The sequence below is a fragment of the Mycobacterium sp. IDUB_39 genome, assembly GCF_055419205.1.
Genome location: NZ_JBVAXF010000004.1, coordinates 599,740 through 626,671, shown reverse-complemented (window position 1 = coordinate 626,671; position 26,932 = coordinate 599,740). Strand labels below are relative to the sequence as shown.

Annotated in this window: 28 protein-coding genes; 12 read left to right on the top strand and 16 right to left on the bottom strand. The window is 67.7% G+C overall.

The features are described 5' to 3' along the window. Position 1: 1 nt before the first annotated feature. The 7 genes from gatB to ACZY0X_RS18365 all read right to left on the bottom strand — a co-directional run bounded on the left by gatB (position 2) and on the right by ACZY0X_RS18365 (position 6,594). Complete coding sequence (gene gatB / locus ACZY0X_RS18395) at positions 2-1,504, bottom strand: Asp-tRNA(Asn)/Glu-tRNA(Gln) amidotransferase subunit GatB (RefSeq protein ID WP_463772389.1); 1,503 nt, start codon at positions 1,502-1,504, stop codon at positions 2-4. 61 nt (positions 1,505-1,565) lie between these two features. Beyond that, positions 1,566-2,597 (bottom strand): ATP-dependent 6-phosphofructokinase, encoded by a 1,032-nt coding sequence (locus tag ACZY0X_RS18390; RefSeq protein ID WP_463772388.1) that lies wholly within the window; start codon positions 2,595-2,597, stop codon positions 1,566-1,568. Between the two features lie 72 nt (positions 2,598-2,669). Continuing rightward, the gene (locus ACZY0X_RS18385; RefSeq protein WP_463772500.1) at positions 2,670-3,326 is read right to left on the bottom strand and encodes a response regulator; all 657 of its coding nucleotides are present in this window, start codon (positions 3,324-3,326) and stop codon (positions 2,670-2,672) included. A gap of 49 nt (positions 3,327-3,375) precedes the next feature. Then, complete coding sequence (locus ACZY0X_RS18380; protein WP_463772387.1) at positions 3,376-4,533, bottom strand: sensor histidine kinase; 1,158 nt, start codon at positions 4,531-4,533, stop codon at positions 3,376-3,378. Positions 4,534-4,634: 101 nt separating this feature from the next. Continuing rightward, a complete protein-coding gene (locus ACZY0X_RS18375; RefSeq protein ID WP_463772386.1) occupies positions 4,635-4,826 on the bottom strand; it encodes a hypothetical protein in 192 nt (63 codons plus the stop codon). Next, positions 4,823-5,689 carry an MbnB/TglH/ChrH family RiPP precursor modification enzyme gene (locus ACZY0X_RS18370; RefSeq protein WP_463772385.1) on the bottom strand — a complete coding sequence of 289 codons (867 nt, stop codon included), beginning with the start codon at positions 5,687-5,689 and terminating at the stop codon, positions 4,823-4,825. Before ACZY0X_RS18370 ends, ACZY0X_RS18375 begins: the two co-directional genes overlap by 4 nt. Then, positions 5,686-6,594: a TIGR04222 domain-containing membrane protein gene (locus ACZY0X_RS18365; protein WP_463772498.1), complete on the bottom strand. Its 909-nt coding sequence runs from the start codon at positions 6,592-6,594 to the stop codon at positions 5,686-5,688. The genes ACZY0X_RS18370 and ACZY0X_RS18365 overlap by 4 nt, the downstream gene beginning before the upstream one ends. Positions 6,595-6,758: 164 nt before the next feature. Here ACZY0X_RS18365 and ACZY0X_RS18360 point away from each other — a divergent pair, with 164 nt between their 5' ends. Beyond that, complete coding sequence (locus ACZY0X_RS18360) at positions 6,759-8,018, top strand: HNH endonuclease signature motif containing protein (protein ID WP_463772384.1); 1,260 nt, start codon at positions 6,759-6,761, stop codon at positions 8,016-8,018. Between the two features lie 49 nt (positions 8,019-8,067). Here the strand turns inward: ACZY0X_RS18360 and gatA are convergent, their stop codons facing one another. Both gatA and gatC read right to left on the bottom strand, forming a co-directional pair. Beyond that, on the bottom strand, positions 8,068-9,552 hold the full coding sequence (gene gatA, locus ACZY0X_RS18355; RefSeq protein ID WP_463772383.1) for an Asp-tRNA(Asn)/Glu-tRNA(Gln) amidotransferase subunit GatA: 1,485 nt from the start codon (positions 9,550-9,552) through the stop codon (positions 8,068-8,070). Then, positions 9,549-9,884 carry an Asp-tRNA(Asn)/Glu-tRNA(Gln) amidotransferase subunit GatC gene (gatC, locus tag ACZY0X_RS18350; RefSeq protein WP_463772381.1) on the bottom strand — a complete coding sequence of 112 codons (336 nt, stop codon included), beginning with the start codon at positions 9,882-9,884 and terminating at the stop codon, positions 9,549-9,551. The genes gatA and gatC overlap by 4 nt, the downstream gene beginning before the upstream one ends. A gap of 105 nt (positions 9,885-9,989) precedes the next feature. Here gatC and ACZY0X_RS18345 point away from each other — a divergent pair, with 105 nt between their 5' ends. The 6 genes from ACZY0X_RS18345 to ACZY0X_RS18320 all read left to right on the top strand — a co-directional run bounded on the left by ACZY0X_RS18345 (position 9,990) and on the right by ACZY0X_RS18320 (position 14,340). Then, positions 9,990-10,649, top strand: coding sequence for an ACT domain-containing protein (locus ACZY0X_RS18345; protein WP_463772380.1), 660 nt, complete (start codon positions 9,990-9,992; stop codon positions 10,647-10,649). 69 nt (positions 10,650-10,718) lie between these two features. Beyond that, on the top strand, positions 10,719-11,330 hold the full coding sequence (locus tag ACZY0X_RS18340) for a DUF4178 domain-containing protein (protein WP_463772378.1): 612 nt from the start codon (positions 10,719-10,721) through the stop codon (positions 11,328-11,330). 9 nt (positions 11,331-11,339) lie between these two features. Then, a complete protein-coding gene (locus ACZY0X_RS18335) occupies positions 11,340-11,843 on the top strand; it encodes a DUF2617 family protein (RefSeq protein WP_463772377.1) in 504 nt (167 codons plus the stop codon). Further along, positions 11,840-12,268, top strand: coding sequence for a DUF4247 domain-containing protein (locus tag ACZY0X_RS18330; RefSeq protein WP_463772375.1), 429 nt, complete (start codon positions 11,840-11,842; stop codon positions 12,266-12,268). Before ACZY0X_RS18335 ends, ACZY0X_RS18330 begins: the two co-directional genes overlap by 4 nt. A gap of 33 nt (positions 12,269-12,301) precedes the next feature. Beyond that, positions 12,302-12,760 (top strand): DUF350 domain-containing protein, encoded by a 459-nt coding sequence (locus ACZY0X_RS18325; RefSeq protein ID WP_463772374.1) that lies wholly within the window; start codon positions 12,302-12,304, stop codon positions 12,758-12,760. Continuing rightward, complete coding sequence (locus tag ACZY0X_RS18320) at positions 12,757-14,340, top strand: polyamine aminopropyltransferase (RefSeq protein ID WP_463772373.1); 1,584 nt, start codon at positions 12,757-12,759, stop codon at positions 14,338-14,340. Before ACZY0X_RS18325 ends, ACZY0X_RS18320 begins: the two co-directional genes overlap by 4 nt. Before the next feature lie 3 nt (positions 14,341-14,343). Here the strand turns inward: ACZY0X_RS18320 and ligA are convergent, their stop codons facing one another. From ligA to ACZY0X_RS18305, 3 genes are all read right to left on the bottom strand, one after another. Then, on the bottom strand, positions 14,344-16,407 hold the full coding sequence (ligA, locus tag ACZY0X_RS18315) for an NAD-dependent DNA ligase LigA (RefSeq protein ID WP_463772497.1): 2,064 nt from the start codon (positions 16,405-16,407) through the stop codon (positions 14,344-14,346). A gap of 60 nt (positions 16,408-16,467) precedes the next feature. Continuing rightward, positions 16,468-16,995 (bottom strand): class I SAM-dependent methyltransferase, encoded by a 528-nt coding sequence (locus ACZY0X_RS18310; protein WP_463772495.1) that lies wholly within the window; start codon positions 16,993-16,995, stop codon positions 16,468-16,470. Between the two features lie 68 nt (positions 16,996-17,063). Continuing rightward, positions 17,064-17,666, bottom strand: a complete 603-nt coding sequence (locus ACZY0X_RS18305; RefSeq protein ID WP_463772494.1) for a class I SAM-dependent methyltransferase — start codon at positions 17,664-17,666, stop codon at positions 17,064-17,066. An 86-nt stretch (positions 17,667-17,752) separates the two neighbouring features. Here ACZY0X_RS18305 and ACZY0X_RS18300 point away from each other — a divergent pair, with 86 nt between their 5' ends. Both ACZY0X_RS18300 and ACZY0X_RS18295 read left to right on the top strand, forming a co-directional pair. After that, positions 17,753-18,178: an MmcQ/YjbR family DNA-binding protein gene (locus tag ACZY0X_RS18300; RefSeq protein ID WP_463772371.1), complete on the top strand. Its 426-nt coding sequence runs from the start codon at positions 17,753-17,755 to the stop codon at positions 18,176-18,178. Between the two features lie 52 nt (positions 18,179-18,230). Further along, on the top strand, positions 18,231-19,841 hold the full coding sequence (locus tag ACZY0X_RS18295) for a 4-coumarate--CoA ligase family protein (protein ID WP_463772370.1): 1,611 nt from the start codon (positions 18,231-18,233) through the stop codon (positions 19,839-19,841). A gap of 70 nt (positions 19,842-19,911) precedes the next feature. Here ACZY0X_RS18295 and ACZY0X_RS18290 read toward each other — a convergent pair whose 3' ends face one another. Together ACZY0X_RS18290 and ACZY0X_RS18285 are read right to left on the bottom strand one after the other, a co-directional pair. Next, positions 19,912-20,790, bottom strand: coding sequence for a hypothetical protein (locus tag ACZY0X_RS18290; RefSeq protein ID WP_463772369.1), 879 nt, complete (start codon positions 20,788-20,790; stop codon positions 19,912-19,914). A gap of 133 nt (positions 20,791-20,923) precedes the next feature. Further along, on the bottom strand, positions 20,924-21,934 hold the full coding sequence (locus ACZY0X_RS18285; RefSeq protein WP_463772367.1) for a uroporphyrinogen decarboxylase/cobalamine-independent methonine synthase family protein: 1,011 nt from the start codon (positions 21,932-21,934) through the stop codon (positions 20,924-20,926). A 47-nt stretch (positions 21,935-21,981) separates the two neighbouring features. Here ACZY0X_RS18285 and ACZY0X_RS18280 point away from each other — a divergent pair, with 47 nt between their 5' ends. After that, entirely contained in the window at positions 21,982-22,623 is a 642-nt protein-coding gene (locus tag ACZY0X_RS18280) for a sensor domain-containing protein (protein ID WP_463772366.1), read from the top strand. A gap of 8 nt (positions 22,624-22,631) precedes the next feature. Here ACZY0X_RS18280 and ACZY0X_RS18275 read toward each other — a convergent pair whose 3' ends face one another. After that, positions 22,632-23,312, bottom strand: a complete 681-nt coding sequence (locus tag ACZY0X_RS18275; RefSeq protein ID WP_463772364.1) for a TetR/AcrR family transcriptional regulator — start codon at positions 23,310-23,312, stop codon at positions 22,632-22,634. Positions 23,313-23,314: 2 nt separating this feature from the next. Further along, positions 23,315-24,412 carry a TIGR03857 family LLM class F420-dependent oxidoreductase gene (locus tag ACZY0X_RS18270; RefSeq protein WP_463772363.1) on the bottom strand — a complete coding sequence of 366 codons (1,098 nt, stop codon included), beginning with the start codon at positions 24,410-24,412 and terminating at the stop codon, positions 23,315-23,317. A 218-nt stretch (positions 24,413-24,630) separates the two neighbouring features. Here ACZY0X_RS18270 and ACZY0X_RS18265 point away from each other — a divergent pair, with 218 nt between their 5' ends. Together ACZY0X_RS18265 and ACZY0X_RS18260 are read left to right on the top strand one after the other, a co-directional pair. Next, complete coding sequence (locus ACZY0X_RS18265) at positions 24,631-25,668, top strand: alpha/beta hydrolase family protein (protein ID WP_463772493.1); 1,038 nt, start codon at positions 24,631-24,633, stop codon at positions 25,666-25,668. Continuing rightward, a complete protein-coding gene (locus ACZY0X_RS18260; protein ID WP_463772362.1) occupies positions 25,665-26,903 on the top strand; it encodes a saccharopine dehydrogenase family protein in 1,239 nt (412 codons plus the stop codon). Before ACZY0X_RS18265 ends, ACZY0X_RS18260 begins: the two co-directional genes overlap by 4 nt. Positions 26,904-26,932 lie beyond the last annotated feature (29 nt).

The window sequence follows — 26,932 nt, the reverse complement described above, 5'->3', positions numbered from 1 at the left end:
CCTAGCTACAGGCCGCTAGGACCAGCTCGCGCACCCGCGCCGCGTCGGCCTGTCCCTTGGTGGTTTTCATGACTGCGCCGACTATCGCACCGGCCGCCTGGACCTTGCCACCGCGGATCTTCTCCGCCACATCAGGATTGGCTGCCAGCGCCTCGTCGACGGCGGCCTGGATCACCGAGTCGTCACGGACCACTGCCAGTCCCCGGTCGGCCATCACCTGCTCGGGTTCGCCCTCGCCGGCGAGCACACCCTCGATAACCTGTCGGGCCAACTTGTTCGACAGCTTGCCCTCATCGACGAGTTTGACCACCGCGGCAACCTGCGCGGGAGTGATCGCCAGCGCGTCGAGTTCCACCTGTGCCTCGTTGGCCTTCTGCACCAGGAAGTTTCCCCACCAGGCGCGGGCGGACTCACTGGAGGCGCCCTGTTCGACCGTCGCCGCGACAAGATCGATGGCACCGTTGTTGACCAGGTCGCGCATCACCTCATCCGAGATGCCCCACTCGTCCTGGATTCGCTTGCGCGACAACCACGGAAACTCCGGGATGGTCGCCCGAAGCCGTTCGACCCACTCATCGCTTGGCGCGACGGGTTCGAGGTCGGGTTCGGGGAAGTAGCGGTAGTCCTCCGCGGTCTCCTTGCTGCGCCCCGAGGTGGTGTGTCCGTCCTCGTGGAAGTGCCGGGTCTCCTGGACGATCCGGCCGCCGGACTCGAGAACCGCTGCCTGACGCCGCATCTCGTATCGGACAGCCACCTCGACGCTCTTGAGCGAGTTGACGTTCTTGGTTTCGGTGCGGGTACCGAACTCGGTCGTGCCGACGGGGCGCAGGCTCAGGTTGGAGTCACAGCGCATCGAGCCCTGGTCCATCCGCACGTCCGAGACACCCAGCGCACGCAGCAGGTCCCGCAGCGCGGTGACGTACGCACGGGCGATCTCCGGTGCGCGTTCCCCGGTGCCCTCGATCGGCTTGGTGACGATCTCGACCAGGGGAACACCGGACCGGTTGAAGTCCAGCAGCGACGTCGTCGCGCCCTCGATGCGGCCGGTGTCGCTGCCCAGGTGGGTCAGCTTGCCGGTGTCCTCCTCCATGTGGGCGCGCTCGATCTCGACTCGCCACGTCGTACCGTCCTCGAGCGGGACGTCGAGGTAGCCGTCGATGGCGATCGGCTCGTCGTACTGACTGATCTGGTAGTTCTTCGGCTGGTCCGGGTAGAAGTAGTTCTTGCGGGCGAACCGGCCCCACGGGGCGATCCGGCAGTTCAGCGCCAGCCCGATCCGGATGGCCGATTCGACCGCGGCGTTGTTCAGCACGGGCAGCGCGCCTGGCAGGCCAAGGCACACCGGGCACACCTGCGTGTTGGGCTCGCCGCCGAACTCATTGGCGCAGCCACAGAACATCTTGGTCGCAGTCGACAGCTCGACGTGGACCTCCATCCCCATCACCGGGTCATAGCGCGAGATGACCTCGTCGTAGGTGAGGAGCTCGGCGGGGGCGGCAGTCATGGCGCCAATCCTAATGAGTGGCACACTTCCCCTCGCCAGCAGTCCGCTGCGCTGGGGCAACTCAGCCGAAGAACTCCGCGGCGTCGTCGTAGCGGCTCTGCGGCACCAGCTTGAGCTGTCGCACGGCGTCGGCAAGCGGCACGCGGCCGATGTCCTGTCCACGCAGCGACACCATCATCCCGTATTCGCCCGCGTGCGCGGCGTCGGCGGCGTTCACCCCGAACCGCGTCGCCAGCACCCGGTCATAGGCGGTGGGAGTTCCGCCGCGTTGCACGTGACCGAGCACCGTGGTGCGAACCTCCTTGTTGATCCGCTTCTCGATCTCGACGGCGAGCTGCTGGGCCACACCGGTGAAGCGAACGTGACCGAACTCGTCGATACCGCCGTCACGTAGCTGCATCGAACCCTGGGCGGGTTTGGCACCCTCGGCCACGACACAGATGAAGTGCGAGTCGCCGCGGATGAAGCGCTGCTTGACCAGTCGGCAGACCTCCTCGACGTCGAACGGCTGCTCGGGGATCAGCGTCATGTGCGCGCCCGAGGCCAACCCGGCGTTCAGCGCGATCCAGCCTGCGTGCCGGCCCATGACCTCGACCAGCATCACCCGCTGATGGGACTCGGCGGTGCTGTGCAGCCGGTCGATCGCGTCGGTGGCCACCTGCAGTGCGGTGTCGTGGCCGAAAGTGACGTCGGTGCAGTCGATGTCGTTGTCGATGGTCTTGGGCACGCCGACGACGGGAACGTTCTCCTCGGACAGCCAGTGCGCCGCGGTCAGTGTGCCCTCACCGCCGATGGGGATCAGCACGTCGATGCCGTTGTTCTCTAGCGTCTGCTTGATCTGGTCCAGACCTGCCCGCAGCGCGTCGGGGTTGACCCGCGCGGTGCCGAGCATCGTGCCGCCTTTGCCCAGCAGCCGGTCGTTGCGGTCGTCGTTGCGCAGCTGGACGCGGCGGTCCTCCAACAGGCCCCGCCAGCCGTCCTGGAACCCCACCACGGTCGAGCCGTAGCGCGCGTCACATGTCCGTACCACCGCCCGGATCACCGCGTTCAGGCCAGGACAGTCACCGCCACCGGTGAGAACTCCGATCCGCATGCTTTATTCCGCTCCTCGTATCCGCCGACCCACGATCTTGCCAGCTTCGTCCAGTCGGGGCTTGACAGCCGCTCAACGGGCAAACGGGGACACCAGACCGGATTCGTACGCGATCACCACGGCCTGCGCCCGGTCTCGGAGGCCTAGTTTCGAAAACACCTTGCCGACATGGGTTTTCACGGTCTCCTCGGACACGAACAACTCGGTGGCGATCTCGGCGTTGGACAATCCGCGGGCCATCAGTTCAAGAACCTCGGTCTCCCGCGGGGTCAGCCGCGCCAGCTGCTCGGCATTACGACGTGGGGCGGGACGCCGACTCACCAGGTCGGTGATGAGCCTGCGGGTGACCGATGGCGCGAGCAGCGCCTCGCCGGCGTGGACGACTCGCACGGCGCGGATGAGTTCCTCGGCTGGCGCATCCTTCAGCAGGAAACCACTGGCACCCGCACGTAACGCGGAATAGACGTAGTCGTCGATGTCGAACGTGGTCAGCATGAGCACCTTCGAGGTGGTCTGCGCCAGAATCTCGCGCGCGGCATCCAAGCCGTTCAGCTCGGGCATGCGCACGTCCATCAACACCACGTCGGGCACCAGCTCACACACGCCCGTCACCGCGTCACGCCCGTTGGCCGCATCACCGAGCACGCGGATATCGGGTTGCGCGTTGAGCAGCGCGCCGAACCCCTGACGAACCATCGCCTGGTCATCGGCGATGAAGGCGGTGATCATCGGCGCGCCGGACGTCGCAGGATCGATCGGGCCGGACACCCCGTAAACGCTAACCGGCGATCAACGCGGCTGGGACGCTTGGCAGATAAGTCCAGACCACGAACTCTCCGTCGGCATCGTGCACGGCGACCGTGCCGCCGACCGCAGCGGCCCGTTCCCGCATTCCGGCAATGCCCAGACCGGGTTCCGCCGATGCCGTCACCATCCTGTTGCGGACCTCGATACCCACGCCATCGGTGGTGACGATGACCTCGGCGACCACAGGAGAACCCGGCGCGTGCCGCGACGCGTTCGCCAGGCATTCCTGCACGATCCGGTACGCGGTCGCCCCGATCAGCTCCCCCACCAACGCCGTCGAACCGTCGAACTGCCACGTCAGGGGAACGCCGGCACGCTGTGTCGAGGTGAACAGATCGGGCAGGTCCGCCAGCGTCGGGGCGGGTGCCAGCTCGGCCAGTTCGGCGTCGCTGCGCAGCACCCCGAGCAGGCCGCGGATCTCATTGAGCGCCTGGCGACCGGTCGCGGCGATCGTCTCGAACTCGGCCTGCAGACTCGGCGGCACATCGGTATGGCGATACGGCGCGGTCTGCGCCGACACCACCACCATCGACATGTGGTGAGCGACGATGTCGTGGAGGTCGCGCGCAATTCTGGTGCGCTCCTGCAACACCGTCCGCTTGGCCCGCTCCAGCTCGCTGACCTCCTCCAGCGCGGCGACCTGCCGGCGCGATAGCACCAACCAGCGCACCAGCAGTACCGCGAACACGATGGCGGTGACACCGAAAGCCCAGCCGGCGTCCGCGTCAGCAGGCATCGCGATGAGGAACAGCACCGCCGACGCCAGCCACACCTTGAGCACAGTCGGCAGCGAACGGGTCCAGGCCACCGCGACGATCAGCACCAGCAGTTCGAGGAGGTGCACCACCTGCCACGGATAACTCCAGCCCGGCAGCCTGTCGAATATCAGCGGTATCAATACCGCCGATGCGGCCGAAATCGACCATCCCAGAAGCGGATTGACCAGAATGAGCAGGAGCGGGAACGCGGCGAATGCCGCCACGATCGGGGCCAGCTCCGCCGGTACCTGGTGTGTCAGGAACAGCGTCGGCCAGGCCACCGCGTAGAGGATCCCGGTGACGGCGAAGAGAAACCACGCCGTCCAGTGCCCGCTCCGCATCCAACTCTTGAATCCCCTGGGCTTGTCCACTGACCAAATGTAGGACGGATTGACCACGAAGCACTCCCCCTACGGGGTGATTTACCGACTAGCCCGCCAGAGCTAGCCGGAGAGCCCGAAACCGGTCATCGTCATCTCCTCAGCCGAGCCCACCACCGGGGCCGACGAACGGCGGTACGCGAATGCGCATCCCGCTTGTGGCGGCACACCTCGCCGGCCGCGGCCACGGCCGCTGGATCGAAACCGTCCGGCACCGGGCCCCCAGCCACCAGCGCCCACACCAGAGCCTCCTGACGTCGCGCCAACGTGTCGTGCCCGGTCATCTCCACACCTTCCGGGCTCCGCTGGTGATCGGCGCGGCCCCCGCAGCCGCGGCGATCGCGTCCAGCTCGTCGAACAGTTCCGCAGCCGGCGGGTACAGTCCGTCGCGCTCCAGCATGAACGGCGAGTCCACCCGCTCACGCAATGCCGTGACCAGTTCCAACACCTCCGGCGGAGTCCGGTCGGTGTGGGTGTCGTGATAGATGCCATCGCGCTGGTGTCCGCCCGCGACGTGGCTGTAGGCGACCCGCTCAACCGGTAGCCGCGCCAGCTCCCGTTGCGGATCGAGCCCGCGGTTGCGGGCGTTGGCGTAGACGTTCGCCACATCCAGCACCAGCAGTACTCCGGTGCGCTGCACCAACTCGGTGAGGAACTCCGATTCGCTGAGATTGGATTCCGGCCACTCCACGAACGCCGCGATGTTCTCCACTGCCAGCGGCACATCCAGCTCGCTGCGGGTGCGTTCGATGTTGCGCGCCAGCACGTCCAGCGCCTCTCGGGTGCGAGGCACTGGCAGCAGATGGCCTGCCTCGATCCCGCCTGCCCGGACGAACGCGATGTGCTCGCTGACCATCGGGGCGTCGAGTGTCTCCGCACACGCCGCCAGCCGTCGCACCCGTGCGGGCTGCATCGGTTCCACACCGCCAAGTGACAGTGCGACGCCGTGCGGGATGACCGGCACCCCACGTGCCACCAGCTCTGCCAGGGCGGGATCCGGTCGTACCCCGCGGCGGCGCATCGGCACCGACTCGGCGATCACCTCGCAGAAGCCGGGCCGCAGATCGGCGATGACTCCGGCGATCTCGCGGCGCCAGCCCAGGCCTATGTCGCCCAACGCGGGCACGGTGCGGGTCGCGGTCGTCATCCGCCGCACCCGCCGCCGCAACCACCACCGCATCCGCCGCCGCCGCAGCCACCACCGCCATCGCCCCCGCAGGACGCGCCGCACCCGGCCCCGTCGGTCCCGCCCGAGGAGTCCCCAGCCACTTCCACCGAGGTCGCGTAGTCGGTATCGATCGCCCACAGTGCGCCGGTGCCGAACAGCGCGACCGACAACGCAACCGCCGCCGGACCGTAGGTGGCGAAGGCCGGGCGCTCGGCTGGCTTCAAGTAGCTCAGGCGTTCTTGCTCGGCCTCCAGCAGACGGCGACCCGCCCGGGTCAGTCGGTTCACCGCGAGCAGCACGGGAAGCACCACCGCCGCATACAGGACCGTGGCGACGCAGACCACCGCGAACCGCACCGCGCTGTCGGGGTGATCGAACAGCTGAATCCCCATGTACACGCAGTAGCCGACCCCGAAGGCCAGCACCAGCACCGACGGTGCCGTTCCCCAGCGCATCCGGGCCCGTTTAGCACGGCTCCGGACCAGCCCGCGCCGGCTCAGTCCTCGCTCCAGGGCGAGCAGGTCGCCCCGTGAGGCATCGAACAGGCCCGACACGGTGTGCTTGGAATCGGTGGCGGCCTGCTCCAACACCTGGCCGGTGAACGGGTCGATCTCGGGGCCGGCCTGCACCGCGCGGTCCACCCGTCTGTTCCCGTTGATAAGCCCTGCGGCGCGCAGACCCGCCAGCGCGGTCACCACCGGAGCGACGTCTGACCGCAGGAAGGCCAGCTCGGTCGCGCTGATGGGTTCGGTCACCGCGCGCCGGCGGGGCGTCGTCGCGATCCGCCAGACCACCCCGAAGACCGCCGCCGCGGCCAACACGATCAGATACCCGTATCCCTCTGCGATTGCGCGGGTGGACATCTCGATCACCTGATCGATCATCAGCACATCACCTCCTGGGGGTGTTCGGTTCACGGTCATCCTGTCCGAGTGCTGCCGGCTACCGATCCCAACTTTCTTGCATTATCAACAACTGCAGTTGGGATGCTGGGTCGGCGAGTTGTGGGCCCATCATCAATGTCGGACCCCGTTGCGATAATGGAGTTATGTCTTCAGCCGCAGCCTCTTTGGCCGGCGAGCAGCTGCGTCCCGATGAGCGTCTTGAGGTGTTGTTCGAGGAGTTGGCCGAACTGTCCGGTCAGCGCAACGCCATCGACAGTCGTGTGGTGGAGATCGTGGCGGAGTTGGACCGCGACGACTTGTGCGGGTCCACCGGTGCGAAGTCGATCCCGGCGTTGGTGGCCTGGAAGACCGGCACCTCACTGAGAAACGCCCACACCATCGCCGCCGTCGCCCACCGGCTTGAGGAGTTCCCGCGCTGCGCTGAGGGCATGCGTGAGGGCAGGCTGTCACTGGATCAGGTCGGGGTCATCGCCGAGCGCGCAGCCGAGGGCTCTGATGAGCACTACGCGCAGCTGGCGGCTGTGGCCACGGTCAGCCAACTGCACACCGCGGTCAAGCTCGAACCGCGCCCCGACCCCGATCCGAAGCCCGAACCCCAGCGCTGCATCACCAAGACCGCCGGCCCCGACGATGAGTACACGACGTGGCGGATCCGGTTACCGCGCGTGGACGCCGCCAAGTTCGACGCCGCCCTGGCCTCTCATCGTGACGCGCAGATCGCGGCGTGGAAACACGACCACGACAACCAGGACGGTGATGGGGTTGAGGTGCCGCCGTTCCCCGACGGGGTCGACGCATTCATGGGCCTGATCGAGGCGGGTTGGGATGCCGAGGTGGCGCGTCGCCCGCACGGCCAGCACACCACCGTGGTCGTGCACGTCGATGTCGAGACACCCGTGGCCGCACTGCATCTGGGCCCACTGCTCACCGATGACGAGCGCCGCTACCTGACCTGCGATGCGACCTGTGAGGTCTGGTTCCAACAGCACGGCCGTGTCATCGGGTCGGGGCGAGCCACCCGGACGGTCAACCGGCGGCTACGCCGCGCACTGGAGCATCGTGACCGCTGCTGTGTGATGCCCGGGTGTGGGGCCACCCGTGGTCTGCATGCCCATCACATCACCCACTGGCAGGACGGTGGCCTGACCGAGCTGGCCAACCTGGTACTGGTGTGCCCGTATCACCACCGGCTGCATCATCGCGGCGGGATCACCATCACCGGACCCGCACATCGGCTCGTGATCACCGATCACGAGGGGCGAAACCTGCACGCGGCGTCGCTTGCTCGCCCACCGACCACAGACCCACCCGAGGTAGCGCCCTATCCCGGGCCGACCGGCGAACGCGCCGACTGGTGGTGGTACCAACCCTTCCAACCACAACCCCCACCAACAACGAACTAACCCCGCGCGTCAGCGCACGTGGTAGTCCGTCGATGGATGCGCCGAAGGACTACAGCGCCGTCGGCAACGCACCTCGCGCCGCCTCGTATGCCGCTCCCACGCGGTAGAGCCGGTCATCGGCCAAAGCGGGGGCCATGATCTGAAGTCCGACGGGCAGGCCGTCGTCCGGCGAAAGACCCGATGGCACCGACATTCCGCAGTGCCCGGCGAGGTTCAACGGCAACGTGCACAGGTCGAAGAGGTACATCGCCAGCGGATCGTCGACCTTCTCCCCCAACGGGAACGCCGTGGTGGGCGTGGCAGGCGAGACCAGCACATCGACGCGCTCGTAGGCGGCGTCAAGGTCACGCGCGATCAGCGTGCGCACCTTCTGCGCCTGGTTGTAGTACGCGTCGTAATACCCTGCAGACAGCGCATAGGTACCAATCATGATGCGGCGCTTGACCTCTGGACCGAAACCGGCATCCCGCGTCAGCGCCATCACCTCCTCGGCGCTGTGCGTGCCGTCATCGCCGACACGCAGGCCGAATCGCATCGCGTCGAACCGCGCCAGGTTGGAGGACACCTCCGAGGGCAGGATCAGGTAGTAGGCGGCCATCGAGTGGTCGAAGTGCGGGCAGTCGACCTCGACCACCTCGGCACCCAGCGCGGTGAGCTGGTCAACGGCGGCGTCGAACGAGGACAGCACGCCGGGCTGGTAGCCCTCACCGCTGCGCAGCTGCTTGACCACGCCGACCCGGACGCCCTTGAGGTCACCGCCGGCACCGGCGCGCGCCGCGGCGACGACGTCGGGCACCGGGGCGTCAACCGATGTCGAGTCCCGCGGGTCGTGGCCCGCGATCACCTGATGCAGCAGGGCCGTGTCGAGCACCGTGCGGGCGCATGGTCCGCCCTGGTCCAGTGATGACGCGCAGGCGATCAGCCCGTACCGCGACACCGTGCCGTAGGTGGGTTTGACGCCGACCGTCGCGGTCAGCGCGGCGGGCTGGCGGATGGAGCCGCCGGTGTCTGTACCGATGGCCAGTGGCGCCTGGAAAGCCGCCAGGGCCGCCGCACTGCCGCCACCCGAACCACCGGGGACGCGCTCGACGTTCCACGGGTTGCGGGTGGGGCCGTAGGCGGAGTTCTCCGTCGAGCTGCCCATGGCGAACTCGTCCATATTGGTCTTGCCCAGGATCGGGATACCCGCCGCACGCAGTCGAGCCGTCACGGTCGCGTCGTACGGCGAACGCCACCCCTCCAGGATCTTCGACCCGGCCGTCGTCGGCATGTCGGTCGTGGTGAAGACGTCCTTGAGTGCTAACGGCACCCCCGCCAGCGGCGACGCTGGTGTCTCACCGGCGGCCAGCGCGGCGTCGACGCGGCCGGCCGTGGCCAACGCCTGCTCGCCCGCGACGTGCAGGAACGCGTGGTAGCTGTCGTCAGTCGCGGCGATCTGGTCCAGGTGGGCCTGGGTGACCTCGGTCGAGGACACCTCCTTGGCCGCTATCCGGGCCGCCAGCGTCGCGGCGTCGGTGCGGATCAACTCGCTCATTCGGCCTCTCCCAGGATTCTCGGCACCGCGAACCGACCGTCGACCGCATTGGGGGCACCCGATAGCGCCTCGTCCTGGGTCAGACTGGGTACGACAGTGTCGGGGCGCGTGACGTTGACGATCCCGGAGGTCTCCCCGGGCTGCTGCTCTGCCCGTCGGGACAGCGGGTTATCCGTTGCCTCGACGCCCGTCACGTCCACCGCCTGGATCTGGCCGACGTGGGCCAGGATGGCATCGAGTTGGCCGGCGAAACTAGTCAGCTCGCCGTCGGTCAGGGAGAGCCGGGCAAGACGCGCCAAGTGGGCGATGTCATCCCGGGATATCTGCGACACGACTGGCAAGCCTAGTCACCGCGTCGAGTGCGGGCTGCGCCGGAGTGCTGGCAGCGTCGCTGTGAGAAAGTGCTGGCCCCGCCAGCGTGTGAAACAGTAATGCGCGTGCCGTCATATCTGCTGCGGGTCCAGCTGGATGACCGACCGGGCAGCCTCGGGTCGCTCGCCGTGGCGCTCGGGTCCGTCGGCGCCGACATCCTGTCTCTCGACGTCGTCGAGCGTGCGCCGGGCTACGCCATCGATGACCTGGTGGTGGATCTTCCCGCCGGGGCCATGCCCGACATGCTCATCACGGCCGCGGAGAACCTCAGCGGCGTCTATGTCGACAGCATCAGACCCCACACCGGACTGCTCGAGGCCCACCGCGAACTCGAACTGATCGACCACATCGCCGCCGCGCGGGGCAAAGACAGCAAGCTGCAGGTGCTCGTCGATGAGGCGCCCAAGGTGTTGCGGGTCGGCTGGTGCACGGTGCTCCGACTCACCGATTCGGGTCTGCAACGCCTGGCGGGTAGCGCCGGAGCGCCCGAGACGCAGCCGACATCGGCCCCCTGGCTCCCGCTGGAGCACGCCGAGGCCCTCGACGGCACCGGCGACTGGCTGCCTCAGGTGTTGCGCGATATGGACACCACGCTGGCGGCCGCACCGCTTGGCGATCACCACACCGCGGTGGTGCTGGGCCGACCGGGTGGGCCTCAGTTCCGCCCGTCGGAGGTGGCGCGGTTGGGCTACCTCGCGGGCATCGTGGCGACGATCATTCGCTGAACTTCGCTCACCCACAAGGCTGTTACGGTGGAACGAAATCCATTGGCCACGTAGCAGGGGGTTTACCACGTGGGAGAACTCCTCATCATCCTGGCCATCGTGCTGTTGGTGGCCGCTGTCGGCGTCGCCGTCATCGCATTCCGACGGCCCAAGACACCGAAAGCACCCGCGCAGCGTCAGGATCCGCTCAAGTTCGGCGAGATGCCGCGTTTCGGCCCACGTGAACTCGGCCCGGGCGCGATCGTCAGCCACGGCGGAGTCGACTACGTGGTCCGCGGTAGCGTCACCCTGCGCCAGGGACCGTTCGTCTGGTGGGAGCACCTGCTCGAGGGCGGCGGCGGGGAACCCCTCTGGTTCAGCGTCGAGGAGGACGAGGGCCGACTCGAGCTGGCCACCTGGACCCGCCGCAACGACCTTCGTCTCGAACCGGGCGGCGAGCAACTCGTCGACGGTGTGCGGTTCCGCGAGTCCGAACGCGGTCGGGCCTCCTACACCACCGAGGGCACGACGGGACTGCCCGCAGGTGGTGACGTCGACTTCGTCGACTACGCAGGAGACGACGAGACCCTCCTGCTGGGCTTCGAGCGCTGGGCGGACGGAATGGGCTGGGAGATCTCCCTCGGCCGAACGGTGCTACCGGGTGAGCTCACGGTCTACCCGGCGCCGCCGGCGGGCACCTAGGACACGGCGGTGCCACTGCACGAACTCGCGGTGACCCCCGCCGACACCAGCGGTGCGCGCCTGCGCCTGTCACTGAATGCCCCCGCGCCCGAGCCACTGGCCAGCCACCAACTGCGCCATCCCGACGGCGGCACACTGATATTGGGTGTTCTGGGGGCATCGCACGTCATCACCGTCGAACATCCCGGCACAGTTTTCTCCGAGCAGATCTCGTGCACCGCGCACACCGACCGTTCGACGCTGCCCACCGAGGCCGATGCGCCGGGCTATCGGCTCACCTCGAGCACGGTCGACCACGACCAGGCGACGTTTCGCGCCCTGGCCGCCGACCTCCGCGACCGCTGCGCACGGGATCAGGGCTGGCTCGGCGGCTCGTTTCCCGGCGATGACGCCGCACTGACGGCGATCCGCGCAAGCCCCGACGGCACCGGCTGGCACTGGCAGACCTGGCATCTGTATCCGTCGGATGCAGGTGGAACCGTCGTGCACACCGAGAGCCGGTGGTACCCGTGACGCGCGGCGGCCTCTTCCTGCTGGCGGCGATGCTCGGCGCCGGAGCGTTGCTGTGCCTCGTCATCGGGGTGTCGATGCTTCCGAACCTCAAATCCCATGTGGCCGAGCGCTACCCGCACTACGCCACGACGTCCGACGGTGACCGCTACGAGTGCAGCGGGTCGGCGCAGGCCGTGGCCGATGAACTCGCGGGCGTGGACAAGCCGGAGGCCCGCGCGTCCGACCGCGGCAAGGAGTACCTGCGCTATGACGACGATGTCGTGACGGTGGGGCCCGACGGCAACCGCCCCTGCACCATCCACATCGAGGACGTCGACGCCGGATACAACGGGGGCGCCTTCATTTTCCTCGGGCCCGGATTCACTCCCGGGTCACCGGCAGGCGGATCCGGCGGCAGCTCCGGCGGCCCCGGCGGTAGCAAGTGATCACCACAGACCCCAAATCCTAGGAGATACACCATGTACCTGGCCCTCGTGGAGTTCGGTTCCGTCAGTGCCGGTTCCGTGCTGCAGAACGTCATCGCCGCGGTGCTGTACTTCATCGTCGGGGTGGCGGTGTTGACCCTCGGATTCCTGATGGTCGACGTGCTGACCCCCGGCAGCCTGCGACACCTGGTGTTCGTCGAGCACCGCCCCAACGCCGTCGCGGTGGCATCGGCCATGTACGCCGCACTGGCCCTGGTTGTGGTGTCGGCCATCATCGCCAGCTCCACCGAACTCGGCCAGGGCCTCGTCGACGCGCTGGTGTACGGATTGGTGGGCGTGGTCCTGCAGGGTGTGGCGCTCGTGGTCCTCGAAGCGGTGGTGCCGGGCCGGTTCCGCGATCTCATCGACTCCGACCGGCTGCACCCCTCGGCGATCGCCACCGCAGTGGTGCTGCTGGCCGTGGGAGGGGTCAACGCCGCCGCGCTGTCATGACGACGACTGACGCGCACACCGCGACCGCGATGCCCGTGCCGTCGGGTTCCACCCGGTGGCGGGCGCTGCTGCTCGCCGCGGTGGCCGCGTGCGCGGCATGCGGAATCGTCTACGAGCTTGCGCTGCTGACACTTTCCGCGAGCCTGCACGGCGGCGGAATCGTCTCGACATCGTTGATCGTGGCGGGCTACGTGGCCGCGCTGGGCGTGGGCGGGCTGCTGGTCAAACCCCTGCTGGGGCGGGCGGCGATCACCTTCATCGGGGTCGAGACACTTCTCGGGATCATCGGCGGCCTCTCCGCGGCGGCGCTGTATGTCTCATTCGCGTTCATCGGCGGCTCGCCTTGGGTGCTGGCGGCGGCCACCGCGGTGATCGGTGCCCTGGTGGGCGCCGAGGTTCCGCTGCTGATGACGCTTCTGCAGCGCGGACGGACCACGGGAGCCACGGACGCGGGCCGGGTGCTGGCCAATCTCAACGCCGCCGACTACCTGGGTGCACTGCTCGGCGGGCTGGCCTGGCCGTTCCTGGTCCTACCGCAACTCGGCATGATCCGCGGCGCCGCCGTGACGGGCATGATCAACCTCGTCGCCGCGGCGGTGGTGGCCGTGTTCGTGCTGCGCACCGTGGTCAGTGTCCGCGAACTCCTTGGGGCACTGTGTGTTCTGGCGATCGCATTCACCACGCTGGCCGCCCTGCTGGCGAGCGCGGCAGGGATCGAGACCACCAGCCGACAACGGCTCTACGCCGACCCGATCATCGCCTACCAGCACTCCGCCTATCAGGAGATCGTCGTAACACGTCGTGGAGACGACACCCGGCTGTATCTCGATGGCGGCCTTCAGTTCTCGACCCGTGACGAGTACCGCTACACCGAGAGCCTGGTCTATCCGGCGATCAGCGCCGGCGCACGCTCAGCACTGATCCTCGGCGGCGGGGACGGCCTCGCCGCACGGGAACTGCTCCGCGCGGAGGGAATCGACGTCATCGTCCAGGTCGAACTCGATCCGGCGGTGATCAACCTGGCCCGCACCGTCATGAGCGACGCCAACGCAGGGGCTCTCGAGGACCCGCGTGTACGCGTGATCATCGACGATGCGATGACCTGGCTTCGGGAACCGACTCCGGATCTGATGCCGGCCAACGGCTTCGACGCAGTGATTGTCGACATGCCCGACCCCGACAACCCGGTGTTGGGACGGCTCTACTCGACGGAGTTCTACGCGCTGGTCGCCCGGGCCCTCGCACCCGACGGGCTGATGGTCGTGCAGGCCGGCAGTCCGTACTCCACTCCGACAGCATTCTGGCGCACAGTGTCGACCATCGCGTCGGCCGGTTTCGCGGTGACCCCGTACCACGTGGACGTACCGACATTCGGCGACTGGGGCTTCGCCCTTGCCCGACGCGGTACCGAGCCTCCGACGCCGACCATGCCGCGTGACACTCCACCACTGAGATTCCTGGATCAACGCGTGCTCGATGCCGCGACCGTGTTCTCCAGCGACATCGCCCCGATGACACTCGAGCCGTCCACCCTGGACCATCCGCGGGTCGTGGAAGACATGCGCCTCGGCTATCGCTGAGACTCAGACGGCATCCGGGCCACCCTCGAGAAGCCGCCTGAAGCCGTCCTCGTCGAGCACGGTCACCCCGAGTTCAACGGCCTTGTCGTACTTCGATCCCGGCGCATCACCCGCCACCACATAGGCCGTCTTCTTCGACACCGAACTCGCGGCCTTGCCGCCCCGAACCAGGATCGCTTCCTTGGCCTGGTCACGGGAGAACCCCGTCAGCGACCCGGTCACCACGATCGACATGCCCTCAAGCGTCCGTTCGATCGACACGTCACGCTCGTCGGCCATTCGCACGCCCGCAGCACGCCACTTGTCGACGATGGCGCGGTGCCAGTCGACGGTGAACCACTCGATGACGGCGGCGGCGATCGTCGGCCCGACACCCTCGGTGGCCGCCAACTGCTCCTCGGAGGCAGCCTCGACGGCCTCGAGGCTGCCGAACTCACTTGCGAGCGCCCGTGCAGCGGTGGGCCCGACGTGGCGAATCGACAGCGCGACGAGCACCCGCCAGAGTGCCTGCGACTTGGCCTTGCCCAGGTTGGCCAACAGCCGCTTGCCGTTAGCCGACAGCGTGCCGCCCTTCGTCGTGAAGAGCTCCGTACGCAACAGGTCGTCCTCGGTGAGGGTGAACAGGTCACCCTCGTCGGTGATGACACCTGCCTGCAGGAGCGCGATGCCTGCCTCGTAGCCCAGTCCCTCGATGTCGAACGCGCCGCGGCCCGCGACGTGAAACACGCGCTCGCGCAACTGCGCCGGGCAGGTACGCGAGTTCGGGCAGCGGATGTCGGCGTCACCCTCCTTGGCCGGTGCCAGCGTGGTACCGCACTCGGGGCACTGCGTGGGCATGACGAACTCGCGCTCGGTGCCGTCCCGCACGTCGACGACGGGGCCCAGCACCTCCGGGATCACGTCGCCCGCCTTGCGGATCACCACGGTGTCGCCGATCAGCACGCCCTTGCGTTTGACCTCTGACGCGTTGTGCAGCGTTGCCTGGCTGACCGTTGAACCGGCGATCTTCACGGGTTCCATGAACGCGTACGGCGTGACACGGCCGGTGCGGCCGACGCCGACCTTGATGTCGAGGAGCTTGGTGGTGGCCTCCTCGGGCGGGTACTTGTAGGCGATCGCCCAGCGCGGCGCGCGTGAGGTGGCACCGAGTCGACGTTGCAGCGCGACGGAGTCGACCTTCACCACCAGACCGTCGATCTCGTGCTCGACGTCGTGGCGGTGCTCACCCCAGTAGGTGACGCGCTCGGCGACCGCTGCGATACCCGTGACACGCGTCGTGTGATCGGACACCGGCAGACCCCACGCCTTCAGCGCCAGGTAGGCGTCGTGCAGCGTCGGCGGGGTGAAACCCTCGGCGTGACCCAGGCCGTGGCAGATCATCCGGAGCCGTCGGCGCGCGGTGACCGCCGGGTTCTTCTGGCGCAGTGAACCCGCCGCACTGTTGCGCGGGTTGGCGAACGGAGGCTTGCCCTCGGCGACCAGTCCGGCGTTGAGATCCTCGAAGTCGGTCAGCCGGAAGAACACCTCGCCACGCACCTCGAGCACCCGCGGCAGGGGGTACTCGTCACTCGCAGTGAGCCTTTCGGGGATGTCCTCGATGGTGCGGGCGTTGAGCGTGACGTCCTCGCCGGTGCGCCCGTCGCCACGCGTCGCCGCCCGATCGAGCTTGCCGTCGCGGTAGACCAGAGCCAGCGCGACGCCGTCGATCTTCAACTCGCACAGGAACTCCGGGTCATCACCGACCTCACCGGTCAACCTGTCCGCCCACGCCACCAGCTCGTCGGCGTCGAACGCGTTGTCCAGGCTGAGCATCCGCTCGAGGTGATCGGCGGAGCCGAAGTCCGTGGCGAACCCGGCGCCACCGACCAGCTGCGTCGGCGAATCGGGCACGCGCAGCTCGGGGTGCGCCTCCTCGAGCGCGGTCAGCTGGCCGAGCAGCTCGTCGAACTCGCCGTCGGAGACGATCGGCGCGTCCTTGACGTAGTAGCGGAACTGGTGGCCGCGGACTTCCTCGGCCAGTTCCTGCCACTCACGCCGAACGTCCGGTGGAACGGGGTCGGTGGGCACGTCGGAGTCGGCAGAGTTCACGCTGGCAGATTATCCGAGTGCGCCGACACCCCGGTGCACCTACACAGGTGGCGGCGGACGCCGGAACCGCACGACGTCGTGCCAGTTGTCGGCGACGGTGTCGCAATACCAGAAGCCGGCTTCCTCGGCGAGTTCGCGCAGCTCGTTGACCTCCAGCCGGTCCGGGTCGGGGAAGCCCTCGAGGAGCACCAGCAGACCGCCCGGGCGGACGATCCTCGCCAGCGACTCCAGGCATGTCCGCTTGTCGGGCACCTCACTGAGCACCATGGCGAGGAACGCCACGTCGAACGCGTTATCCGGCAGGGGAATTCCCTCACCCGCGTCACCGCTGTGAAAACCGACGTCGATGAAGCCGTTCCTGGCGAGCTTGCGCCGCGCACGGTCGAGCATCTGTGGTGCACGATCGAACAGATGCAGGTGCCCGGTGGTGAGCCGCTGTGCAATCGCGACGCTGTAGAAGCCCGGTCCCGGGCCGACCTCGAGCACCCTCTCACGTCCGGTGAGCGCCAGGTGTTGCACCCTCCGGCGGGGGTCGGTGACGAGCCGGCGCACAGGGTTGTCCAGCATGAACGCCGACCGGTACGGAATGAGTTCGACCGTCCGTGGTGGCCTCAGCCGATCCGCCCACGTCGTCGTCACCCCGGGATCCCGTCGACCGGCAACCGGCGGAACCGCACGACATCGCGCCACGACGTGCCGGCATGGCTCTCATAGGCGAATCCCTCGGACTCGACGAGATCACGCAGCATCGCCACACTCAGGCGGTCGGGGTCGGGGAACGCCTCCACGAAGATCAGCAGGCCACCGGGGCGCAGCACGCGTTGCAGGGCGCGGATACATGCCTGTTTGTCCGGCACCTCACCGAGCACGGCCGCGAGGAACGCGACGTCGAACTGAGCGTCCGCAAAGGGCATTTCGGCGCCGGCGTCGCCGGCGTGAAAGCCCACGCCATGGAAGCCTGCGGCATCGAGTGTCCGACGCGCCTTCTGGAGCATCTCGGGCTGCAGGTCGAACAGATCGAGACTCCCGGTCGCCAGTCGACGAGCGAGTTCGACACTGAAGTAACCCGGACCCGGACCGAGTTCGAGCACCTTCTCGTCGCCGGTGAGACCGAGCCTCTCGATCACGGCGCCGGGCCTGCCGAGGCGACGCCTGATCGGGTTGTTCAGGAACACCGCCGCCCAGTGCGGATACGGGAAGTCACCGGCGCGGCGCGTCTGCCGGAGAACGGTGTCCAGCCATGTGGTGGGCATAGCCCCTCCTCGTCGCCGTTTCAATAGGTAAGGCTAGCCTAACTTATTGCGGGCATCGCTAGGGTCGTCCCATGCCGCACCCGATCATGTTCCGCGACGACGACTTGGGCCTGGCGCAGCTGCGTGAGATCGCGCTGGCCCTGCCCGAGGCCCACGAGAAGGTCACGCACGGGCGACCGGGGTTCTTCGCAGCCAAGATGTTCGCGAGCTACGGCGGCAACTCGAAGGTGACCCGTCCGCCGGGAGTCACCGTCGCGGCCGGCGAAATGGTCGCCTACCCCCATTCGCTGCTGGTCAAGGTCGACGAATCCGAACGCAAGGCACTCGAGAACGACACCCGCTTCTTCTACCCCGCCTATATGGGCCCGTCGGGGTGGTTGGGCCTGGACTTCACCGCCGCCACCGTGGACTGGGATGAGGTTGCCGAACTCGTCGACGCGTCCTACCGGAACGTCGCGCCGGCGAAACTGCTCAGACAGCTCGACGAACTCAAGTAGCTCGACATATGGCGGCCCCGCGCGACCCCGGCATGGTTCGATCAGAGGTGCCATGAGTTTCGAGAGCCCATTCCCCCAGGTCCAGATTCCGCCGACGAGCTTGTACGACTATCTGTTCGCCGACCTCTCCGACGACGACGCCGACCGGGTCGCCCTCGTCGACACGAAGTCCGGCGCGCAGACCACCTATCGCGACATGATCGCCCGCATCGACGCCTTCGCCGGTGCGCTCGCATCGCGCGGCATCGGGGTCGGCGACGTCGTGGGGCTATTGGCCCCGAACAGTTCGGCGTTCGCCGTCGCCTTCCACGGCATCCTGCGGGCGGGAGCGACGGCCACCACCATCAATGCGCTGTTCACCGCCAAGGACATCGTCAAACAGCTGACCGACTCACGGGCCACCCTGCTCGTCACGGTGACACCGCTGCTGCCCCAGGCGGCCCAGGCCGCCGCCGAGATCGGGCTGGACAATGAGCGACTCATCGTGCTGGATGGGCCCGGCCTCGACGCCGACGGGCACCCCAATGCCGCGGATCTGCTGGGCCCCGCGCTGCCCCCACCGGACGTGACATTCGACCCCGCGACGCATCTGGCGGCCCTGCCCTACAGCTCGGGAACTACGGGAAATCCCAAGGGCGTCATGCTGACTCACCGGAACCTCGTCGCGAACGTGGCACAGATCCGGCCGCTGCAGGGCATGACCACCGATGACCGGATCCTGGCCGTCCTGCCGTTCTTCCACATCTACGGCATGACCGTCCTGCTCAACGCCGCACTGCACGCGCGCGCGACGCTGACCATCATGCCCAGCTTCGACCTCGCCGAGTTCCTCGGCAACATCGCCGAGCACAAGTGCACGCACGCGTACATCGCGCCACCCGTGGCCGTCGCGCTGGCCAAGCACCCCCTGGTCGAGCGCTACGACCTGTCCAGCCTGCGCGGCATCATGTCGGGTGCGGCGCCGCTCGACGAGGACCTCGGACGGGCGGTGGCCGACCGGATCGGCTGCGCGCTGGTGCAGGGATATGGCATGAGTGAGCTGAGCCCCGTCAGCCACGTGGCGCCCTTCGACGGCGGACGCGAACTGCTGGGCACCACTGCCCCGCTCAGCTCATGCGGGTGGACCGTGCCGAATGCCGTCAGCAGGATCGTCGATTCCGAGACTGGCGCCGAGATCGACCCTCCCGCATCAGGTCTCAGCGATGCGGGTGAACTGTGGTTCAAGGGCCCCAACGTGATGGCCGGTTACCTCAACAACGCCACGGCCACCGACGAGACCATCGATGGCGACGGGTTCCTACACACCGGCGACATCGCGCGCGTCGACTCGACGGGTTGCGTATACATCGTCGACCGGCTCAAGGAACTCATCAAGTACAAGGGCTACCAGGTGCCGCCCGCCGAACTCGAGGCCGTGCTGCTCAGCCATCCGCAGATCGCCGACGCCGCCGTGATCGGAGTGCGCGACCCCGACTCGGGCGAGGAGGTGCCGAAGGCGTTCGTGGTCAAACAGTCCGACGATGCGGCCGAACTCACCGAGACCGCGGTGATGGACTTCGTGGCCGGTCAAGTGGCTGCGTACAAGAAGGTCCGCCAAGTGGCGTTCATCGACGCGATCCCCAAGTCCGCGTCGGGCAAGATCCTGCGCAAGGACCTGAAGTAACCCGCGAACGTGAACTAGATGGCGAGGTCTCGCGAACTTCTCGCCATCGACTTCACGTTCGGCGCTCGAATTAGCGAGACAGCGAGGACTTCAGTTCCGCCGCAGCCTTATTCGCGCGGGCCTGGCGATAACCCAGCACGATCCCGCCCAGCGGCGCTAGGAGTAACCCGGCCAGACCCCACAGCAAGCTGAGGCTCGAGGTCGGCCCCACCGGTGTCAGCGGCGGAGCCATCATGCGCTCAACGATCGTCGACGCCGACTCGTGCGGTGGTGCTGGCGGGGGTGGCGCGCTCACCACAGCGGGAGCCGGCACCTCATTCGTGGGCCCCATGACCGGGGCAGTGCCCAGCGACGGCGTCTCTGCTGGTTCGGCGAGCGTCCCCAGTGTGCGCCCGTTGCCGAAGACCACGCGCGGCGGTTCCGCGGACGGCGCGGCGGCAGCCACGTCGACGCCACCACCTCCTCCGCTCTCTGCGGCGGGCCGGATTTCGGGCACCGCTATCGCCGGTTCAACCAGCTCGACCGATGGGCTGCCCTGCTCGCTGGTTTCGGGGCGGCCCTCGGGCACGAGGAAGACGGGCTCGTCCTTGGCGCTCTTGGAGACGGTGTTCTTCGAGCCAGTGCTCTTTGAGCCGCTGCCCTTGGAGTCGGTGTCCCGCGAGTCGGCATCCCGCCAGCCCCGGCCCGTGCTCGACCCTCGGGAGTCCCCGCGATTGCCGGTGCGGCCGTCGCGCTGGCCACCGCGCTGGCCGTCGTTATCGCGGTCCCGCCGAGACTCGCCGCGATCACCACGGCGGTCACCGGAATTGTTGCGCTGAGATCCGTCGCGAGATTGCGAGGAGTGTGAGCCGGGGTCAGCGGCGGCGACCACCACGCCAGGGCCCCCGATTGCCACCAAGGCAGCCAGCGCCCCAGCCAATACGGCCGAGCTGAGTGTCGAGCCGGTCACTGTCCTCCCTCACCCAGCATCTGCACATGCCTTCGCGGGTTAAACCCATGTTCGCATGCGTGAAACGTCTCGGGAACCCCGAATCTCGAAATATTATCGGCGGCGTCGATTTTTGCTGGGCAAATGCCGCCCACTACACCGAATCCGGGTCAAGGGCGATTCCGTCGGCCACCTTCTGAGCCAGATCGATCGCGGTGCGGGCCCACTCAATCGTCGCGCCCGCCAACCCACAGGCCGGGGTGATGCCGACACGCTCGCGCAGGACCGTGCGGGCGAAACCCAGGCGATCGGTGATCGACGCGGCACTGGTTGCGATCTGTTCGGGGACGGGCCGCTTCGCGGGCTCGGTCGCGGGCACCACGCCGAGCATCACCACCCGGCCGGACTCGATGAACTCCCCGATCCCGTCCAGATCGGCGGCGACCAGACGCGACGCGTCCAGGCTGACCGCATGGAATTTGCTGCGCTGCAACAATCTCCACGGCAGGTCCGCGGCACAGCAGTGCAGCGCCACCTCGCCGCCAACACCCTCGATGCAATCGTCAAGAAGGCTCGTCGCGACGGCCTCATCGACGGGGTGCACCGCCGATATTCCGGTGACGCCAGTCAAGCGGCCGGCCAACGCGACAGGCAGCAGCGGCTCGTCGAACTGAACCACCACCTGCGCGTCAAGTCGTCGGGCCAGCTGTGCGCGGTACACCGCCAGCCCCTCGGTGAGCGAGGCGGCCAGATCCCGAACTGCACCAGAGTCGGTGATGGCCCGGTGGCCACCCGTCCGCTCGAGTTCGGCCGCCAACGTGATCGGCCCGCAAGCCTGCACCTTCACCGTTCTGCCGCTGCCCCGCAGCCCGGCCCTCTCCCACGCCTCCTCCAGCGCGTCGGTGTCCTCGTCGAGCAGGCTGACGGCCCGGCGCGCTGCGGCACTGCGCCGCGATGCGATCCGGTAGCCGCGAGGAACCGTGTCCACACCGATGTCGACGAGCAGTGCGGCCGCGCGGCCGATCATGTCCGCGCCCACCCCGCGGGCCGGTAACTCGACCAGATGGGGCAGGGTGGTCAGCTGACCGACCACCACCTCGGACGCCTCGCGTGGGGAGGTACCCGGCCAAGAGCCGATGCCGGTCGCCGCAGCGAAAATACTCACGCGGCCAACACTATTCGATACACCCGGTAAAAGCGTTAATCTCAACCATGCCCGGAACCGTCAGACACGTGCTGCTCGGGCTGGCCGCGGCGGTGTGCATGACGGCGTGCGCACAGACGACAGCGGGTACGGCGGTGCGGTCGGTGCCGGGTATCGACGACGACTCTCGGTCCCCGATCGACGTCGACACCGTCCTACTCGAGCAGTCTCAGATGCGCGCCATCACCGGTGCGGGCGACGACCTGACGATCATTCCGAGCATGGACGGCAAGTTGCCCGTCGACATCGACCAACTCGCCAAGGCCGCTCCCCCGCAGTGCCGGTGGTACTTCACCGAGTCGCAGACCTTCGGACTCGACGTCGAGGAGTTTCACAAGACGACCTATCAGTACCCGCCGGGCGCCGCACTGATCTCCCAGGGTGCGGCGGCATACCGCGATCCCGAGACCGCGCGCCGGGCCTTCGACGGTCTGGTCGGTTACATCGACGCCTGCGGGTCCACGGACGCCGGCGCGATCTACGTGGGTGATTGGACGGCCAGTTCAGACGCCATCTCGACTCGCACCGACGGCTGCGGACGTGACTACCGGCTCAAGTCAGTCGTGCTCGTTGAGGTCACGTTCTGCGCCTTCGGGGACAACGTGTCCGACATCGTGGTGACCAACATCCTGGCCAAGGTGCCCGGCTAGGTACGGGCTCAGCTCAGGTATGCCACGAGCACTTCGGCGAGTGTGCGGCGGGCGACGTCGAGTTCTGTCGTGAAGCCGATCTCCCGCTCATTGCTGAGGCCTCGCACCGCAGCCGGGAGCAGACACCGAACCTGATACAGCTTGTCTGCGGCGAGGTCCAGACCGTCCATCAGGTAGTCGAAGCCCTCAATCCAGTCATGTTCGCGAGCCGTGAGAGCCGCTGCCGTGCGGGGATATTCGGCGACGACGTCCGAGCGCTGCGGTGGCAGCAGAGTGCGCAGTGCGGTGAGCGCCCGCCCCTCCGTTGTCTCGAGGTAGATCCACACGGAGTCGACGGCGGCCTCGACCCGTTCGCGCAGCGATCCGGTCAGGGCGGGCCATGGACCCGGGTTCTCGGCCCAACTGCGGGCGTGGATCTCGGTGACGACGGCAACCCACAGGCCGTCCATGTCGCCGAACTGGTGTTGCACTGTGCCCCAGGTGACTCCCGCCTCCTTGGCGATGCGGTTCGCGGAGACGGGTTCGCTGCTGCTGTCGGCCAGGCATCCGATGGCGATGTCGAGAAGACGCGCTCGGGTTTCGCGACCACGTTTGTTCAGTTTTGTGCCCGCTGCCGACTCCGTGACCGGGGGCGGGACCGCCACCAGCCACTGCGCGAGGGCGCGGGCGGCGTGCGGCGACTCGGTCATGTTCAGGCGAATCGCCCGGGATTCACCGCGACGGCCCGGCGCAGCGTCGGCCGATCGGCGCGATAGGCGGTCACCACCGGGGCGAGTTCGCGCGGGGTGGCTCCGTGCATGATGACGGAGTCCACGCCCAGCTCGAACTGACGCGCCACGGTTGACGCGCAGTCCTCGGGCGATCCCGAGGCCGCGGCGGCCAGCCATTCGGCGGGGATCATCGCGTCGAGTTGTTCGAGGGTCTCGACCGAGGCGCTTGCATCGATCGGACCGGCGGCCGCCGCGTTGGCGAACAACTCAGTCGCCCGCATCCGCTCCCATACCACCGGATCCCAGCCATTGGCGTTGATCAGCACATCCGCGTAGGCCTGCAGATAGGTCGCGAGTCGTCCGGCCCGGCGGCGCAGCCGGTCCTCCTCGGGCAGGGTGTCGCTGACCGTTGCCAGGCACGCCCAGATCCGGACGCTGTCGGGGTCCTTGCCTGCCCGCTCGGCGCCGCGGCGCACGGCTGCGACTGAATTCGCGGTCGCCTCGTCGGAGAAGAAGGTATGCAGCACAACGAAATCGCAGATCTCACCCGCGAACTCCATCGTCTTCGGCCCCACGGCGACCATGCCGATGGGCGGGGCGTCCTCCAGCCCGTTCACATGCCGCAGCATCGGCCATTTCCCGGCTGGCCCATCGTGATCGAGGATTATCTCGCCATCCCATAGGCGGCGCAGAATGCCGATGAAATCGCGCAACCGAGCCTCGGTCACCACGGGCAGACCGATGGCCTTCCAATACGCGCCCATACCGCGGCCGAACGCCATCGCGAAGCGACCGTCGGTCAGCGCGTGCATGGTCGATCCGATCGTCGCGGTGACCGTGGGATGCCGGGTGTGGTGGTTGGTGGACGGGGCGATACCCAAATCCGTGGTGCAGCCCGCCAGCGCCCCAGACAGCACTCCCGCGTCCTTCACCGTGAAACGCTCGCCGACATGGCACGAGCCCAGGCCGAGTGCCTCGGCGTCGCGCGCCTCGGTGAAGACGACCTTCGCATCGGCCGGATGCCGGGTCACGGCGTAGTAGCCGAGTTCGTTCAGTTGGTCAGTCGTGCGGTTGGTCATTGAAGGTGTCACCATTCCCAATTCGTTGACGCCGGCGGTGGTGTGCGGATGCGGTAGCGACCGCGTCAACAATCGGGGTTCAGCTCGCAATTGTCAATGAACCCTCTCAAAGAATGCTTGCGTCGCCTCACACCCGGACCATCCATGCCCGGATGGCCAATATCTATCAATTCACATACGATCGTTTTGTGTTCAATAGAACTGCCGAGCGCAAACCCCTGTCGCGCTGGCGGCGCCGCGCCTGTATCGCCCTTGGCTGCGTCGCCGCGCTGGTGCTGACGGCCGGGGCCTGGGTGACCTATCAGAATGACTTCGCGATCCGCGAACAACGCGTCACGATTCCCGGCCCGCAACAGCCTCTCGACGGAGTGCTGGCGCTGCCGAAATCGGGCAACGGACCATTCGGACTGGTGGTGTTCGTCCACGGCGACGGGCCCGCCGACGCCACCCGCGATTCGTTCTATCGGCCGATCTGGGAGACGTTCGCGCGGGCGGGCTACGCGTCGCTGTCCTGGAACAAGCCGGGTATCGAGGGCGCGCCCGGCAACTGGCTGAACCAGAGCATGCAAGACCGTGCGGCGGAGGTGACCGCCGCCATCGACTGGGCGCGCGGACGCTCGGATATCGACCCTCACCGCATCGGCGGGTGGGGCATCAGCCAGGGCGGCTGGGTGCTGCCCGAGGTGGCCGCGCGCAGGCCCGATATGCAGTTCGTGATCCTGGTCGGGGTGGCCGTCAACTGGCTGCGCCAGGGTGAATACAACCTGCGCGCCGAGCTGCGGGCCCGCAACGCCCCGCAGTCCGAACTCGCCACGGCACTCGCGCACCGCGACCGGACAAACCAGCTGCTGCGCGACAACGTCGGATACGACCGATACCTCGCGGCCGGCATCGACTCATCACCGATGTCCGCCGACCGGTGGGGATTCGTCGCCCGCAACTACCTGTCCGACGTCAGCTCCAGCCTTCCCCAGATCAGGATTCCGGTGCTGCTGGAACTCGGCGAGGGCGACCTCAACGTCGACGTGGCCGAGACCGAGCGCGTCTACCGCAAGCTGGTGCGCCCCGATCTGCTGACGGTCCAGACGTATCCACACGCATCGCACAGCATCGCCAGGGAGAACCTGGACAACGACCGCGACAGTGTGGCGTCGTTCCTGGTTGCCGTGTTCGCGCCGCGACAGATCTACGCGCCCGGCTATCTCGACAACCTGTGCCGCTACGTCGAACAACAACCAGCGAGGAGCACACCATGAGGATTCTTGCCCTGGGTGGGCCCGGCGCGATGGGCGCCGTCGCCGTCCGGGTCGCGACACATCTGCCCGGCGTCGACGAGATCGTCATCGCGGACCGCGACCGCAACGCGGCCGAACGGCTGTCCCGCCAGCTCGCCGACGCACCGGTGCCGGTCCGCGCCATCACGGTGGACGTCACCGACGACGCCGAGCTGCACGACGCGCTCGGACCGGCGGACCTCGTCGTCAACACCGTTGGCCCGTACTACCGTTTCGGACTCACGGTGTTGCGAGCGGCGATCACAACCGGAACGCACTACATCGACATCTGCGACGACTGGGAACCAACGGTGCAGATGCTCGAACTCGACGACACCGCCCGCAGCGCGGGTGTGTGCGCGGTCATCGGCATGGGCGCGAGCCCCGGCGTGAGCAATCTGCTCGCCGCGACCGCAGCCGCCGGACTCGACTCGGTGCACGACGCGTACACCGCGTGGCCCGTCGATGTTTCAGCCGAGGGCAATAACGTTGCAGGCGAGGGCAATTCGGATTACGGTGCCGAGGCGTTGCTGGGACCCGACGGACAACCCTCCGCCGCCGCCGTGCACTGGATGCAGCAGAGCAGCGGGACGATCTCGACCGTGAGTGGGGGTCGACTCGCGATGCAACGCCCACTGCGCCCGGTCGCATTGACACTCCCCGGCGGCCGCACGGGCACCGCGTACTCGATCGGCCATCCCGAGCCGATCACGCTGCACCGCACCCTCGGCCTGACCGGCGAGGCCGTCAACCTGATGGTGATCGCCCCGCAGACACTTGCCTACCTCGACGTTCTGCGCCGCGATATCGACCGCGGCCGGCTTACCAACGAGACCGCTGCCGCGCAGTTCGCGAGGCCAAACCCACTGCGCTACATCCGATCCCTGCCGACCGCACTGCGATGCAAGGGCCCGGGAACGCTGCCACCGTTCTTCGCCGCGGTGTCCGGGCCGAGAAAGGGGCGTGATCACACGGTATTGGCTCACCTGAACCTGGCGGGCCCCGCCGGCGGGTTATTCGGCGATATGGCCCGCGCGACGGGAATTCCACTCGCCGTCGGCATGTCACAGATCATCGACGGTACGGCCCGGCGCCCAGGTGTGCATCCACCGGATGCCGTCATCGACCCGAGACGGTTTTTCACAGACCTGGACCGTCACCTCGGACTGTCTGCCGACACCCCGCTGCTCATCGTCGAATCCGAGCCCGTTGCCTAGAATCGTCGTATCGCACTCGCCGCGGCTGG